28 protein-coding genes are annotated in these 12897 nt (G+C 55.9%); 16 read left to right on the top strand and 12 right to left on the bottom strand.

The genetic code is table 11. From position 1 onward, the window contains the following. Nucleotide 1: 1 nt before the first annotated feature. The 6 genes from OVA00_RS12605 to OVA00_RS12580 all read right to left on the bottom strand — a co-directional run bounded on the left by OVA00_RS12605 (nucleotide 2) and on the right by OVA00_RS12580 (nucleotide 2822). Nucleotides 2-478 carry a hypothetical protein gene (locus OVA00_RS12605; RefSeq protein ID WP_268089070.1) on the bottom strand — a complete coding sequence of 159 codons (477 nt, stop codon included), beginning with the start codon at nucleotides 476-478 and terminating at the stop codon, nucleotides 2-4. Between the two features lie 28 nt (nucleotides 479-506). Beyond that, nucleotides 507-737, bottom strand: coding sequence for a hypothetical protein (locus OVA00_RS12600; RefSeq protein WP_442780500.1), 231 nt, complete (start codon nucleotides 735-737; stop codon nucleotides 507-509). 116 nt (nucleotides 738-853) lie between these two features. Then, a complete protein-coding gene (locus tag OVA00_RS12595) occupies nucleotides 854-1060 on the bottom strand; it encodes a hypothetical protein (RefSeq protein WP_268089068.1) in 207 nt (68 codons plus the stop codon). Next, nucleotides 1057-1476, bottom strand: coding sequence for a hypothetical protein (locus OVA00_RS12590; RefSeq protein WP_268089067.1), 420 nt, complete (start codon nucleotides 1474-1476; stop codon nucleotides 1057-1059). The genes OVA00_RS12595 and OVA00_RS12590 overlap by 4 nt, the downstream gene beginning before the upstream one ends. A gap of 441 nt (nucleotides 1477-1917) precedes the next feature. Beyond that, nucleotides 1918-2307: a single-stranded DNA-binding protein gene (locus tag OVA00_RS12585; protein WP_268089066.1), complete on the bottom strand. Its 390-nt coding sequence runs from the start codon at nucleotides 2305-2307 to the stop codon at nucleotides 1918-1920. Nucleotides 2308-2309: 2 nt separating this feature from the next. Beyond that, nucleotides 2310-2822, bottom strand: coding sequence for a hypothetical protein (locus OVA00_RS12580; protein ID WP_268090391.1), 513 nt, complete (start codon nucleotides 2820-2822; stop codon nucleotides 2310-2312). On the opposite strand from OVA00_RS12580, the gene OVA00_RS12575 reads away from it, so the two are divergent. Further along, a protein-coding gene (locus tag OVA00_RS12575) for an IS3 family transposase (protein ID WP_268088988.1) occupies nucleotides 2712-3838 on the top strand; the annotation gives its coding sequence in 2 pieces (ribosomal slippage) (nucleotides 2712-2940 and nucleotides 2940-3838; 1128 coding nt in all). The genes OVA00_RS12580 and OVA00_RS12575 overlap by 111 nt on opposite strands. A gap of 26 nt (nucleotides 3839-3864) precedes the next feature. Here the strand turns inward: OVA00_RS12575 and OVA00_RS12570 are convergent. The 5 genes from OVA00_RS12570 to OVA00_RS12550 are packed head-to-tail and all read right to left on the bottom strand — an operon-like array spanning nucleotide 3865 to nucleotide 5237. Next, nucleotides 3865-4224, bottom strand: a complete 360-nt coding sequence (locus tag OVA00_RS12570; RefSeq protein ID WP_268089065.1) for a hypothetical protein — start codon at nucleotides 4222-4224, stop codon at nucleotides 3865-3867. Beyond that, entirely contained in the window at nucleotides 4224-4421 is a 198-nt protein-coding gene (locus OVA00_RS12565) for a hypothetical protein (protein WP_268089064.1), read from the bottom strand. The genes OVA00_RS12570 and OVA00_RS12565 overlap by 1 nt, the downstream gene beginning before the upstream one ends. Then, the gene (locus OVA00_RS12560) at nucleotides 4418-4633 is read right to left on the bottom strand and encodes a hypothetical protein (protein ID WP_268089063.1); all 216 of its coding nucleotides are present in this window, start codon (nucleotides 4631-4633) and stop codon (nucleotides 4418-4420) included. Before OVA00_RS12560 ends, OVA00_RS12565 begins: the two co-directional genes overlap by 4 nt. Beyond that, nucleotides 4623-4943: a hypothetical protein gene (locus OVA00_RS12555; protein WP_268089062.1), complete on the bottom strand. Its 321-nt coding sequence runs from the start codon at nucleotides 4941-4943 to the stop codon at nucleotides 4623-4625. Before OVA00_RS12555 ends, OVA00_RS12560 begins: the two co-directional genes overlap by 11 nt. A 27-nt stretch (nucleotides 4944-4970) precedes the next feature. Then, the gene (locus OVA00_RS12550) at nucleotides 4971-5237 is read right to left on the bottom strand and encodes a hypothetical protein (RefSeq protein WP_268089061.1); all 267 of its coding nucleotides are present in this window, start codon (nucleotides 5235-5237) and stop codon (nucleotides 4971-4973) included. Nucleotides 5238-5436: 199 nt separating this feature from the next. Here OVA00_RS12550 and OVA00_RS12545 point away from each other — a divergent pair, with 199 nt between their 5' ends. Then, complete coding sequence (locus OVA00_RS12545; RefSeq protein ID WP_268089060.1) at nucleotides 5437-5892, top strand: hypothetical protein; 456 nt, start codon at nucleotides 5437-5439, stop codon at nucleotides 5890-5892. A 120-nt stretch (nucleotides 5893-6012) separates the two neighbouring features. On the opposite strand, the gene OVA00_RS12540 is transcribed toward OVA00_RS12545, so the two are convergent. Next, nucleotides 6013-6681, bottom strand: coding sequence for a LexA family transcriptional regulator (locus OVA00_RS12540; RefSeq protein WP_268089059.1), 669 nt, complete (start codon nucleotides 6679-6681; stop codon nucleotides 6013-6015). Between the two features lie 146 nt (nucleotides 6682-6827). Between OVA00_RS12540 and OVA00_RS12535 the strand changes: the two genes are divergently transcribed. From OVA00_RS12535 to OVA00_RS12470, 14 genes are all read left to right on the top strand, one after another. Continuing rightward, nucleotides 6828-6974 carry a hypothetical protein gene (locus tag OVA00_RS12535; protein WP_268089058.1) on the top strand — a complete coding sequence of 49 codons (147 nt, stop codon included), beginning with the start codon at nucleotides 6828-6830 and terminating at the stop codon, nucleotides 6972-6974. Then, the gene (locus tag OVA00_RS12530) at nucleotides 6971-7345 is read left to right on the top strand and encodes a hypothetical protein (protein ID WP_268089057.1); all 375 of its coding nucleotides are present in this window, start codon (nucleotides 6971-6973) and stop codon (nucleotides 7343-7345) included. Before OVA00_RS12535 ends, OVA00_RS12530 begins: the two co-directional genes overlap by 4 nt. A gap of 223 nt (nucleotides 7346-7568) precedes the next feature. Next, the gene (locus OVA00_RS12525; protein ID WP_268089056.1) at nucleotides 7569-7838 is read left to right on the top strand and encodes a hypothetical protein; all 270 of its coding nucleotides are present in this window, start codon (nucleotides 7569-7571) and stop codon (nucleotides 7836-7838) included. Further along, the gene (locus OVA00_RS12520) at nucleotides 7835-7990 is read left to right on the top strand and encodes a hypothetical protein (protein WP_268089055.1); all 156 of its coding nucleotides are present in this window, start codon (nucleotides 7835-7837) and stop codon (nucleotides 7988-7990) included. Before OVA00_RS12525 ends, OVA00_RS12520 begins: the two co-directional genes overlap by 4 nt. Before the next feature lie 47 nt (nucleotides 7991-8037). Beyond that, nucleotides 8038-9227, top strand: a protein-coding gene (locus tag OVA00_RS12515; protein ID WP_112977085.1) for an IS3 family transposase whose coding sequence is annotated in 2 segments (ribosomal slippage) — nucleotides 8038-8287 and nucleotides 8287-9227 — 1191 coding nt in all. Because the reading frame shifts where the segments join, the coding sequence is not laid out codon by codon here. Between the two features lie 86 nt (nucleotides 9228-9313). Then, nucleotides 9314-9520, top strand: a complete 207-nt coding sequence (locus tag OVA00_RS12510; RefSeq protein WP_268089054.1) for a hypothetical protein — start codon at nucleotides 9314-9316, stop codon at nucleotides 9518-9520. Nucleotide 9521: 1 nt separating this feature from the next. Further along, nucleotides 9522-9734, top strand: a complete 213-nt coding sequence (locus tag OVA00_RS12505; protein ID WP_268089053.1) for a hypothetical protein — start codon at nucleotides 9522-9524, stop codon at nucleotides 9732-9734. Then, nucleotides 9734-9925, top strand: coding sequence for a hypothetical protein (locus OVA00_RS12500; protein WP_268089052.1), 192 nt, complete (start codon nucleotides 9734-9736; stop codon nucleotides 9923-9925). The genes OVA00_RS12505 and OVA00_RS12500 overlap by 1 nt, the downstream gene beginning before the upstream one ends. A gap of 280 nt (nucleotides 9926-10205) precedes the next feature. After that, nucleotides 10206-10586 carry a hypothetical protein gene (locus OVA00_RS12495; RefSeq protein ID WP_268089051.1) on the top strand — a complete coding sequence of 127 codons (381 nt, stop codon included), beginning with the start codon at nucleotides 10206-10208 and terminating at the stop codon, nucleotides 10584-10586. Nucleotides 10587-10646: 60 nt separating this feature from the next. Next, entirely contained in the window at nucleotides 10647-10856 is a 210-nt protein-coding gene (locus OVA00_RS12490; protein ID WP_268089050.1) for a hypothetical protein, read from the top strand. Further along, nucleotides 10853-11248, top strand: coding sequence for a DUF1064 domain-containing protein (locus OVA00_RS12485; protein ID WP_268089049.1), 396 nt, complete (start codon nucleotides 10853-10855; stop codon nucleotides 11246-11248). The genes OVA00_RS12490 and OVA00_RS12485 overlap by 4 nt, the downstream gene beginning before the upstream one ends. After that, nucleotides 11249-11668: a hypothetical protein gene (locus OVA00_RS12480; protein WP_268089048.1), complete on the top strand. Its 420-nt coding sequence runs from the start codon at nucleotides 11249-11251 to the stop codon at nucleotides 11666-11668. Beyond that, nucleotides 11665-12084, top strand: coding sequence for a hypothetical protein (locus tag OVA00_RS12475; protein WP_268089047.1), 420 nt, complete (start codon nucleotides 11665-11667; stop codon nucleotides 12082-12084). Before OVA00_RS12480 ends, OVA00_RS12475 begins: the two co-directional genes overlap by 4 nt. Nucleotides 12085-12270: 186 nt before the next feature. Beyond that, entirely contained in the window at nucleotides 12271-12885 is a 615-nt protein-coding gene (locus tag OVA00_RS12470) for a helix-turn-helix domain-containing protein (protein WP_268089046.1), read from the top strand. The last annotated feature ends 12 nt before the right edge of the window (nucleotides 12886-12897 follow it).

The raw sequence follows: 12897 nt of genomic DNA, 5'->3' as shown, positions 1-12897 counted from the left end.
GTCAGCGATCCTTCGCGCGGGCGACGAGCTGAGCGGAGTAGAACTCATGAGCGCGATCCAATTCCGACCGAATGTAATCGTGCCACCACGAGACATCCCCGCCGCCGCCATCGCCAAGCAGACCAGCGTCGTAAGCGTCTAGCGAGATAGATGCGGGTTCGTCGGCAGACGCGATATCGACCAACTGGTTCCACGCGCCGGCAAGGATGCGAGCATGCTGCGGGGAGTTCGGGCTCATGCCGGTATGGGCGAGAACCGTGTTCGTCCCTTCCAGATAGATTCCGTGCATTGCCGTGTCCTGGCTGGCTGGAATGTCGAAGTACTCTCGGGTGATCCTGAGTGTATCGCGCAGGTCATCGATGTGCTTTTCGTCTTCCTGCTTGAAGGATGTTCCCCACTCGACGCGGCCGACATCTAGCAAGCGCTCGCGGATATCATCGGGTAGGGCAATCGAAGTCGTATGTTTCGTCTCGCTCACTGTACTGCTCCTATGGGAATGAAGGGGGTCATGCGTCTCTCGAATTCGCAAAACCACGGCTCTTGATCTTGGCTTTGGAAGACGGCCACAGCCCCAAATGCTTCTTCCTAATCCTGTCGCACTTGGCCTGGATTGATTGCTCCTCGGCCGATTTCTCGCGGTGCGGCTGCTTCAGGACCGGTTGCAGATTGGCTTCCCGGTGCTCTCCGCCGCGCCATAGGGCCTTGACGTGATCCAAGTCCCAAGCTTCGCCGGCCATGATCTTGCGCCCGGAGATTTGGCATATGCCGCCGAATTTCTCGAAGACGCGAAGGCGAACCCGAGGCGGAATGGCCTGATCGTCATGCTTGGCAACCCATTCATCGACCGATCTCATCAAATCTTCCTCAGCTTCCGAATAAGCCGCTGCAACACCGTCTCTTTCGGCTCGTTCTCGGCTACAAACCGAGACCGGCGATCAACAATGGCGTCCATGCCGACTTCACGCCGTAGCCGCTCGGTCTTTTCGTTGGTGGCCTGGATCTGGCGGAGCGTCGAAGGTCGAGCCTGCGGGTATTTGCGGAGATATTGTTCCACGTTCATGCTGCTTGCTCCGAAAAGGCATCCTTGATGCTGATGCCGTAGGTTGAAATCAGCCATTTCTCTGCCGTAGCCAGGAAGTCGTCGAACTCGCTCTCGCTCATGCTGGAGAAGCTGATCGACTTCGGAACGGCGACCGTGAAGCCCTTGACGAGAACCGGTGTCACAAAGCCCGTATGGAGCTTCACGACATCATGCAGGGCTTCCGGCGACGGTGCGCACTCGCAGGCTTTGACGACGCGCCCCAGATAAGACCAGTACAGGCGAAGCTTTGCCGGCGATCGGCCTTCCGACACCGTGACCTTGATGCGCTGCCCGATTGGAAGGCGCTGTATAAGGTCTGCGTCGGTCTGCATCTCTGGAGCGAGGTGATTGCCGCGGCGCTGGACGTAGATTTGCGGTTGCTCGCTCTTAGCCATTATGGTTCTCCAACTGCTTGTTCTTACCTTCCAGCTCGGGGAACATGGCGTGCAAGCGATGGTGGCACTTTGCGCAAAGCCAGACGACATCTAGAGGCTTGGCATAGTCCTTGTGGTGTGCGTGAACTTGATCAGACCCGCAAAATTCGCAGCTCAGCTTTTGAAGCCGACCGTCCCTGACCGCGTTCGACACAGCGGACTGAGCTTTGTAGGCTTGAGGGTTTTTCTCCCTCCAAAGCTTCGTGTTTGCCACGTTTCGGGCGACGCGCTCAGGCGATTTTGAGCGCATTCGGTCATATTCTCTGACCTTCTCGTTCCCCCTAGAACGACTGCGAACCGCTGCTCTGTGGCATTCCTTGCAACTTGCCAGGTTCGATACGTAGAACTCGACTTTGTGCTTAAAGATGCCGCACTTTTTGCAGGTGATCATGAGGTGCCTCACTAAAACGGGATCGAATCGTCTAGATCACGGCTTCTCGACTGCTGGTTAGGCCCGTCTTCGTAGTCGTAGCCGGTCTGCTCTCGCTGCGTTGCTGCCTTTGCCTCGCCACCGCCCATCAGCGTGACTTCGGATACGTTTACCGTCAGGTACGTCTTGCCTTCGTGTTCGCGCGTACCAAGGTCGCCGCATGCCGAAACCTTCGTGCCCTTCTTGAGGTAGGAGGTGAGAGTGTCCCCGCGCTTGCCCCAAAGGCTGCAATCGAAGTAGACCGTGGACTTGGAGCGGGCGTCGTTCACGGCCACAGAGAACCCAAGGACTGGGTCTCCTGACTGAGTGCGCCTCAGAACTGCGTCTTTGGTCAAATTTCCTGAAATTACGATGTTCTTCACGTTCACTCTCCGGCCATAAGAGGATGATTTGCGAGGGCGTTTTCGGCCTCGATTTTTGCGGTCAATTCCTGCTCGTACCCGCCGAAAAGCTCAGACAGGCCGAAGAGAAACGAGTTGTTCCAGCCGTTCTTCTTGGCGTCGGCCCGGTAGTGTTCCTTGACCTTCTCGAACTGCGCGAAGGTGTGAACATCAACCATGTCCTGAGCCAATTGATCGCGGACACGCTCGAACTCGCCGTCACGCTTGAGCTGTGCGCTCGATTTCGGCTTGTCGTTGGCTGGCGCCGGAACTTCGACTGGCGCTTGAGCAGGAACGGCCTTGAAGTCGTCCGCCTCGTCTTCCGAGTGAATAGCACCGAGATTTGTAGACGCCTTCTTTCCTAATTTTGAGGCAAGAAGAGCATCATGAGCAAATCGAATTTCAGCGAAGAGTTTAAGCGTGACGCGGTGCGCCAGATCACGGAGCGAGGCTATCCGGTTGCCGAGGTTTCGCAGCGTCTCGGCGTCAGCCAGCATTCGCTCTACGAATGGAAGAAGAAGTTTGCTGCGTCGAACGCCAAGGGCAACGACGAGACCGAGGAGATCAGGCGGCTAAAGAAGGAACTGGCTCGCGTTAGCGAGGAGCGAGATATCCTAAAAAAAGCGGCCGCGTATTTCGCCAGGGATGCAAAGTGAAGTACGCGTTCATTGCTCTGCATCGCTTGCAGTTTTCGGTGCGGACGATGTGCCGCCTTCTGCGGGTTCATCCCAGTGGATTTTACACCTGGCTGAAGAACCCGCTGAGCAGGCGAGCCAACGAGGACAAACGACAGACCGATCTGCTCCTGAAGGCATGGGAAGAGAGCGGGAAGGTCTACGGTTATCGCAAGCTGCACGACGACCTTCTCGATCAGGGCGAGATATGCTGCCCGAACCGGGTTGCGCGTCTGACCCGTCTCGCCGGGATCAAGGCGCAGATTGGCTACAAACGCCGTCCCGGCATCTATGGCGGCAGGCCTGCCGTCGCTATCGACAACACGCTCGACCGGCAGTTTGACGTAGCGGCTCCGGACAAGGCCTGGGTCACGGACATCACCTATATCCGGACCTGCGAAGGTTTTGCTTATTTGGCCGTCGTCATCGACCTCTATTCCCGCCGGGTCATCGGCTGGGCGATGCAGAGCCGCCAAACCACGGACGTCGTATTGCAGGCTCTGCTCATGGCGGTGTGGCGACGCAAACCGAAGGACAAAGTGCTGATCCACTCCGATCAGGGCTCGCAATTCACCAGCATGGACTGGGCCTCGTTCCTCAGGCACCACAATCTGGTTCACTCGATGAGCCGACGCGGCAACTGCCATGACAATGCGGTGGCCGAGAGCTTCTTCAATCTTCTGAAGCGAGAGAGGATACGTCGCAGGGTCTACCGTTCACGCGATGAAGCTCGCCAGGACGTGTTCGACTACATCGAAATGTTCTACAACCCGAAACGCAAACACGTCAGGAACGGGATGCTGTCACCCGTCGAGTTCGAGAAGCAGCAGAAAATCTAACCCGAGGGTGTCTACGAAACTCGGGGCTATTCAGAGTAAACCAAGCCGTGAATGCCAACGAGCTTGAGAACGACGCGATCCTTGGCGCGCTTTTCAGCCATGGCCCATGGATAGGAATTCTTGTTGTTCTTCGGGCTTGCCTCGCCAGTCGCCCACTCGATGCGCTCACCCATCTTTCCAGTGGCGATCATCACGGCAATGCCGCCGCCGGTATCTGCCTGAATGATCTGAGGCGCGGCCCACTCGACGTTCGCCTTGGTGGCGACGACTTCGAGCGCTGCATGCTTGCAAACCCACTGCTTGTTCTGCGGAATCTGCCAGAAGTCTTCACGCGCCAGATCGTACCGAGCGCGAACAGCCTCAATGCGAGGGTCAAGATTTGCCATCACGCGGCCTCCATCTGACGTTCTGAGATCATCCGATCGATCCGGCGCTCTTCACGTGCAGCCATGATCTCGTACCACTGGGCGTCTTCCTCGCGGCGCTCTGCCAGCTCAAGGCGACCTTCAGCCATGTATTCGTCGGCCATCTTTCGTGCGTGTTCTGCGTGCGCTCTGAGCGCTTCGGGGGTCGGGTAGCTCACTCTGCGGCCTCCCTGATAATCGAAACGACGTTCGCGTCCTGGCGCTTGGACAGGTCGAAACCCAGAGCGTTCGCGATCTTCTTGATTTCCTGCTCGGCTCGGAACATGTTGCGGTTGCTCTGAGCCTTGTCGAAAGAGTTGTAGGCGACAGCGCAAGCCTCGATCAGGTTAAGCGCCGCGAGATTGACGACTGCATAGGTGTCAGAGCGCATTGGAAATCCCCTGCTGGCGGTGATTGAGCGTCGAGTAAGCTGGCTTCCATGCCGGGGCTTCGAACTCACGTTCACGGTTGATCTCGAAGTAGGCTTCGCCGGCCAACTCAGACGCCGGAACAGCCTCATCTTGGAAAACCTTCGGATCACAACCGAGATAGAAGCTCAGGGATGCAAGGTCCGAAAAGTAGCTCTTGAGGTGAAGGCAGACAGCAGCCTCGCACTCTTCGTCCGAGGAATTACCAGCGATGGCGCCGAACAGCTCTTCAATCCGGCGATGCATTGTGGCCTTTACGTCCATCATGCTCATGTTCGTGGTCCTTGGGTTGTGGGGAGGTCAGGCGCACTTCTTGAGCAGGCCAAGAAGGATCGTGCCGGTCATTTCCTGCGACTGGCGTAGGCTCTGGTTCAGGTCTTCGCCAAAGGCGTCCGACACCCGCTTGCTGTGGATGATGATGTCATCGACGGCTTCCATGATCCGGGTTTCGAGCCGTTCCATGCCGACCTCGCCGAGGAGCGATGCAATGTCTTCGAGACGGTCAGCCACAGACGCCATAGCCCTGCGGTTTGCATGAACTGCGTCGAGCAACACTCTGTCGTTCATCATCGTTCTCCGTTCGGTTGGCTGTCTCAGCGGGCAGATCGTCCTGGTGGAGTCTTCGTGCCCTTTCGATGTTTCAAATCTAATGCGGAAAAATACGGAAATCAAGCAAAAAATACGGAAAAATCCGACGGAAAGAATTTGCGCCATGCGGAGAAATCCGCTATGCCTGAAGGCATATTCGGTTGAAAGGAACCAATTGATGCGCGAATTCTCGAAGGTAAGTCCCCAGCTGTGGGGGAAGAAGGGGTTCAAGACCCTCTCAGACGGCGGCAAACTTGCGATGCTGTATTTCTTGACCTGCCGTCATCAGACCAGCGCTGGCTGCTACCATCTTCCTGATGGGTATGCGTCTGCGGATCTGGGGTGGACTATTGAGGAATACAAGACCGCCAGGAAAGAGCTTGAGGACGCCAGCTTCATCGTCTTCGACGAGGAAGTGAGCGAAATCTATATCCGTGGTTGGTTCGCAGACAACCCCATAACCAATGATAAGCATTTCATGGGGTGTGAACGGCTCGTCGGTATGCTCGAAAGCGAGATGATACAAGACGTAGCTGATAAAGAAATGCACGAGAGCAATGAAAAGCGCTCTTCTAAGGGGAAATCTCGATCGCGCATTGGCGATGGCAAATTTGAAGATGAAGACTATCGATAGCCCTTTGATAGCCCTATCGCTACACAGAGACAGAGACTAGACAGATACCGAGACAGAAAACAGACCGAGACATGAGAAGGAAAGAGAGAACACCATTTTCCTAAGCGGAAAATCGCGTCCTCAAACTCCGAAGATAACTGGTTCCCATTTGCCAATAACAACACCTCTAACAGCAATCTCGTCACTTTCAGAGCCGTCGATATAAATAGGCTCATGAGAAGGGTTAGTGCTGCGAGGCTTGAGAACCAATCGGTTCTTTCCTTCGCGGTGAACCTCTTTCAAGGTGGTCTCCACAAGCTGACCGCCCATAATGGAGCGCTCTACGTGAACGCTCATTCCGTTCTTCAGCTCTAAGCCACTTTCGATGAGATTGACGCAAACGACGTATGAGCCGTTTGGGAACAGTTCGTTCATGCTGTCACCATCGACTTCCAGGGCGTACTGGCGAGCGTGAGGGAACCTCATGTCACGCGCAAATGCGATACGGGGCTTTTTCGTTTCCTGATCCTCCACAGAGATGTCTCTGTAGCGCCCAGCAGCAACCTTCCCGACCACTTCCATACCGACAGGTGCGAAACCGCTATCCTCGCCTTCTGTAAGCTCCGTGAGTGGCACATTGAGCGCGCTAGCTATCTTTTGTGCATCGTCAGCCTTTAACGATTCCTTACGCCCCTTCAAATAGTCGCGAATGTAATCCTTGTCCCGGCCAATGAGGGACGCCAGCGGAGCGGGCTTGATGCCGGCCGCCTCCATGGCTTTCGCCAGCCTTTTTTTATCAATGAGACTCATGCGCGGAATCTAGCTCTGCGTAAAAATTCGTCCATGCGTTAAAAAACGCTTGAACAATGCGTAGAAATCCGTAAATTGGCTTTATGGAACACGAACTAAGAGCCAAACTCATCTCCACAGCAGAACGATGCACCCGTCTCACGGAAATGAGTGAGGCGACTATCGGTCTTAAGGCGCTGAACGACAACACGTTCTTCAAGCGACTGAGGTCCGGGGCCGGGTTCACCGTCAAGACATACGACAAGGTGATGGCCTTCATGGAGAAGGCCACGCATCCAAGAGAGGTTGCATGATGAGCAGGAAGCAAAGACGAGCCGCAGCCTCCGAGCGGAGGAAGTATAAATTTCATGGTGACGCCATGATGATGGTCCCCAAGGCTGGCAGTTATTATGAAATGTTCAATAGTTCCAATGAGGACGCTAGGTCGGCTCTCGAACTGATGCTCGCGTGTATGAAGGCGAGCGCAAATGTGCCTGAAAACATCGTGACCGATGAGGAGCTTTATAACTCCTACGTTGAGTTGATCGATAGAGGTTTTGTCGATCTCATCGCCCATTTCGAAGCCGATCATGTTGCCGTAGAAACTCATCTCAAGAACCCAGATACCGGTGAGGTCTGGTCGAAGGCATATGCCAGGGCTGTAGAAGTGAGGTCAGTACAATGATTACGACGACCGAAATAGACTTCGACATTTTTGAGGATGGCGGGATCGTTATTTCGGGAGTTGGGCACATAGATTGCCTTACTTTTGCAGGCGTAGGTGAGTTCGAAAGATTCATCGAGGCGTCAATACTATTTCGTGACCAGATCATAGCTGGAACGGACGGGTCTCCGTGGCCCGATAGCGTTGTCAAGTTCCTCGGCGATAAGGCAGAGGGGACGCGGCAATGACCGACACAGTAACAACCACCAAGCAGAGATGCATTTCCGACTGGATACCGCACGATGGCGCAAAGAGGCCTGTTCCGGCTGACGCCATGGTTGATGTGAAATGGACGACAGGTGAAGTCTTTACGTATGACCGCGCTGACTTCTGGATCTGGTCTATCCCTCTTGATGTTCCTGAGGACGAAGGCGTCCCTTCTGGGATTATCGGTTGGTATCGCGTCGTTCGTCCCTCCAAAGCCATTACTGCGGCAGAGGAGGCGGAACGATGAGCGAGACCATCCCCGACGACATTCGAGAGGCGGCGATCAGAGCTGTTGATGAGGCTCGTGAAGATTTCTTGCTCGCGAAGACGTCTGACAATCAGTCGAATCTGCGGAAAGTCGCGATCAATTGCGTCGAGAAGGTGACCTTGCCCCGTTGAAATAATCCATTTTGAAGTAAGCTCTGGCCCATTGAGAGGACCAGGGAATGAAGCGCAACCGTTTCACAGACGAACAGATCATCGTCATTTTGAAGGAGCACGAGGCTGGCACGCCCGTCTCGGAGCTTTGCCGCAAGCACGGCGTCAGCGATGCCAGCATCTATAAATGGAAGGCCAAATTCGGCGGCATGGACGTATCCGAAGCCAAGCGGCTGAAGACGCTGGAAGACGAGAACACGAAGCTGAAACGGCTCCTGGCAGATGCGATGCTCGACAATGCGGCCTTGAAAGACCTTTTGGGAAAGAAGTGGTGACGCCCGCAGCAAGGCGGAAAGCTGTCGCTCATCTGATGGATCACCACCAGATGAGCGAACGGCGGGCGTGTAAAGCCATCGGCTTTTGCCGGATGATGATCCGTTACGAAACCAGGCGCAGCGATGACCATGACCTTCGCGAGCGGATGAAGGCGCTGGCGCATGAACGCCGCCGCTTTGGATATCGACGCCTTCATGTGCTGCTCAGGCGTGAGGGTCACCTTGTGAACCACAAGCGGCTCTTCCGGCTCTATCGGGAAGAGAAGCTGACGGTGCGCAAGCGCGGCGGTCGGAAACGAGCGATAGGCACACGAGCACCGATGCTGATCCCGCTTGCCGCCAATGATCGCTGGTCACTGGACTTCGTGTCGGATCAACTCACCGATGGCCGCAGGTTCCGGATTCTGACGGTCGTCGACGATTGCACCAGGGAATGCCTGGCTCTCGTCGCCGACACGTCGCTCTCCGGCCTGCGGGTCGCCCGTGAGCTGGATCGGATCATCGAGGGACGAGGCAAGCCGAAGATGATCGTCAGCGACAATGGCAGTGAGTTCACCAGTAACGCGATCCTGCAATGGACGGATCGGAGCAAGGCGGATTGGCACTACATCGCGCCGGGCAAGCCGATCCAGAACGCCTTCATCGAAAGCTTCAATGGGCGGCTGCGCGACGAGCTCTTGAATGAGACGCTCTTCTCGTCACTGGCCCATGCTCGATCGGCGCTTTCAAACTGGCGCAGCGATTACAACGATCATCGACCACACTCTGGACTCGGCTGGATGACACCTGCCGAGTTCGCTCAGACAATCAACCCGCGACGTGATGCGGTGCTGCGCAGCCGGAATGGCTCCGCACCGCAACCCGCCGCTACCGCCCCCAATACAGCAACCCAAAACCGCTGGAGCAAACTCAAAACTGGATAAAACTTGGGGGCAAGGTCAAAGGCAATCTTCGCAGAGCGCAAGCGGCATCAACCCGATGAGCTCTCGACCTTTGAGAGGATCATGAAATGACGGATCGCCATTCTGGCTACTTCGTGACGCTGGAAACAGACATTCGCGAAGACGATGCATCAGAAATCCTCTCGGCCATTCGTATGATCAAGGGCGTCCTGACCGTTGATCCCCATATCGGCAACCCGTCCGACCAGATCGCCATAGCGAGGGTTAAGAGGGAAATGTCCGAAAAGATCATTTCTATTGTTTTGGAGCGATGAAATGGCTGACACGATGATCACTTTCCACAATGCGATGCTCATCGGGCTTGCTTGCCTTGTGAGCGGAACCTTCATCGGCGCGGCTATGCTCGCTGTAGCGCAGGAGATCTTCTCTCCCGAGGCCGAGCCTGCCTTCGACTATCGAGCCCTTCAGCGCGAGCTGGACGAGGATTTCGGCACTGGCACAGAAGCCGGCACCTTGAGGACGCTGTGATGAGCTGGCAACCGATTGAAACCGCTCCTGATGGTGAAGTCATTGATCTTTTCGTCAATGGCGACCGCCTGACAGGCTTCAAAAAAGACAGGTTCGGACGTTTCTGCCGAGAGGAGGGATACCCTTCTTTCACGCGCGTTCTTCTGTCCAAGCCTTCCCATTGGATGCCAGTTCCGGCTTCCCCTGAATAACCAGACTGGCCTGCCGGTGCCCTCCCTTTCCGCCGGCAGTCAGCGCGAGACGATCTCCGGACCCCTCCACTCTGTTGAGATCGTCTCGCATCGTATCCGGGGCAAGTCGCTCGATAACCGCAGGATCACTGCGTGTGTGACTTCTCCAAGACTGACGAATGGAACCAGATCGGCTTCTTGATTGGCGTCAGCGCCGCCTGGTCCCGGGAATGTGATGAGTTGAAACATCTCGTTCGCCTCTCGTTGGTGCGATTTCAAATTCGCACGGAAGGAAACGAAGATGTCGGGAATTTCACCCGAGAATTCGGGAAAGCTGAAAAACAGTAAGAGTGAGAAGATGAGTGACGTAGCAACAGCAAACTTCTTGATCGAGGAGATCGGCGGCAAGCGCCACGTGGGAGATATGCTGCGAACGGCCTGCAAAGAGCTGCGCGCCCGCTTCCCTCACAAGTCCGATCCTGAGAACCAATGGACAGAGCGCCGCCTTCGCGGGTGGTGGAACAACGAAAGCCGAGTGGTGAAGCACTTCCAGATGGTCGAGCTTTACATGTCGGCTGAACAGCTTCGGGAAGCGAGGAAAGAACATGCGGAATACCGCGCCAAAACCGCCCTTATTCGTCAGATGGCTGAGCTTGTCTCGACGCATGAAGTTGGCGGCTAAGCTTCGCGAGTGGGGGTCTTCGCTGGGCGAATGGATTTGTCCGGAGCTGAAAGACGAGGAATGACGGGCTCCTTCTCTTCATACGCCCAGATGGCAGAGGAAGCAGAGAAGTACTGCGTAGAGCTTCGCGGCTGGCTGGATACCTTCAGCAGCGGCCCGAAGAAGTGGCCGGACCATAATATCGCAAATAAGCGCAAGCGCCTCGAATGGGCTGAGAAGTGCCGCGACATATTCGAGCGCGGCGCCAAGAGAGACGAGGCCGCGGCATGACCCGTCTCACGGCAAAGCAATATCTGGAGCAGGCCGGCAAGCCGAAACGCAACAAGTACGGCGCCAAGAGAACCGTTGTCGATGGCATCCTCTTCGACAGCAAAGCCGAGGCCAGCCGATACATCTACCTCAGAGAGCGCGAAGCCCGTGGCGAGATCAGCCATCTGGAGCTTCAGCCATCATTCAAGCTCTGTGGCAGGGACGGAACGCCATTGCGCTACGACAGCGGCAGGCAGGCGGTTTACCGCGCAGACTTTGCATATTTCGAGCCTTCGAAGAACAAGCGCGTCGTTGAGGACGTGAAGTCGAAGGCCACCAAAACACAGGTTTACAAGCTGAAGAAGGCCCTTGTGGAAGCGAATTTCCCTGCGGTCAAGATCGAGGAGGTTTGAGTGAGCATCAAGCTAAGCGAGAAAGAACAAGCCGGATACGACATTCTCCGTGCCGAGATGTCAGATGAACTGGCTATGGAGATTGTCGAGTATCGACGCGAGCGCAAGGCCAAGATCACGGCCAGAATCGCCCGCACTCTGCTCAAGGAATACAAGGCATTCGGTGACATCGAAAAGGCATTCACGATCCAGACAGCGCGGAACTGGATTTCGTTCGAGTGTGAGTGGGTACGCTCCAAAGCCAGGACCTTCCACGACACGAACAACCCGATGCCCGCTCAATCAGCCAACTACGGCCGTCCAGAGCCTATCAAGCCTCAAGAGCCCGCATCCTCGAATGTAGACCCAGAGCGCCGCCGTCAGCTTGCAGAGATGGCAAGACGCACGGCAGCCGGAATGTCGGGGAGGATGGTGCAGTGAGGGAGCTTATCGACCGTCTGCGAAAGAGAGCGAAAGATGATCAGGCATGCGCTGACAACAGCAAAGTGATTGTCGAGGCTTTGGCCGATCAGATGCGGCTTTTCGATAATCGTGAAGGACACAACGTATATGCAGTCAGAATGGCGGTAGACCACAGGAGCAGCGTGGAGCGCGATACCCGTTATGCTGCAGATCTCACGGAAGCAGCTGATCGCATTGAAGAACTTGAGGCTGAATTGGGCGGCTGGGCGCCGATCGATACGGCTCCTCGTGATGGCACGATAATCGATCTTTGGCATGTCGATGGATACCGAGTGCCGGATACTTGGTGGGACGAAGAAGACGGGATTTGGACATGTATGTTCGAGCCTGAGGACCTCACCCACTGGAGGCCCCTTCCGAGTGCGCCAGCATGAAAGACCTGCGCCAATCCCAACTCTCCCAAATGCACAGAGAGAAAAGAGCCCTCATAGCCTCGGGCGTCGATAGGGAAAAATTCATCATCCAGTGCAGGGCGAAAGCGTATCCAGAGGGCAGCGTGCACAAGTTCGCTCTAGACGCCGTGTATGGACCTATCGGCTCCGCTAAAAAGGACGACCGCAATGCAGCATAACTCAGCACTCGCCACGCAAGCCCAGCATTACAAGGCTGTGAGAGATCGGCTCTTCAATAGCCACCCGCCGAAGAAGGTCGTTGCCCCAAAGCCGGCTCCTCAGTTGCTCCTGGTTCGCGATTTCGACGCCCATGTGAATGCCTGGCGCAAGTGGGTTGAGATGAAGCGGCTCCTGAGCCTGTCCAGCACAAGCGCGTCATTCCCAGCCACGATCGATTGGGAGCAGCACGCAGCCTTGGTCGAAAGCAAGGACAATGCCGACGAGGTTATGACCCGCAGGCCGATGAAGGATATCTGCCTTGCGGTATTGCAGGATTTCCCGGGGGTCACGTTCGAGGAAGTCCGCGGAGTTCATCGCGCTCGCAATATCGTCGCCGCCCGCCAGGCATGCATGCATGCGATCTACACCGAGCGAAAAGATATCTCTTTCCCCCGATTGGCGAACTTCTTCGGCATGAAGGATCATACCGGCGCCATGTACGCCGTCAGGAAGGGCGCTGCAGCTAGAGGCGATGCTGGGGCGGCTGCATGGTGCGCGAAGAGGCAGGGGAGGATGAATGACAACCATCGCCGGAACAAAGCTCGAAAAGCAGGAACCTTGTGAATGGGCCCTAGC

The sequence above is a fragment of the Ensifer sp. SL37 genome (genome assembly GCF_026672675.1).
Classification (GTDB): domain Bacteria; phylum Pseudomonadota; class Alphaproteobacteria; order Rhizobiales; family Rhizobiaceae; genus Ensifer; species Ensifer adhaerens.
The sequence above is the reverse complement of the archived record's forward strand: the minus strand, read 5'-3'. Positions and strand labels throughout refer to the sequence as shown.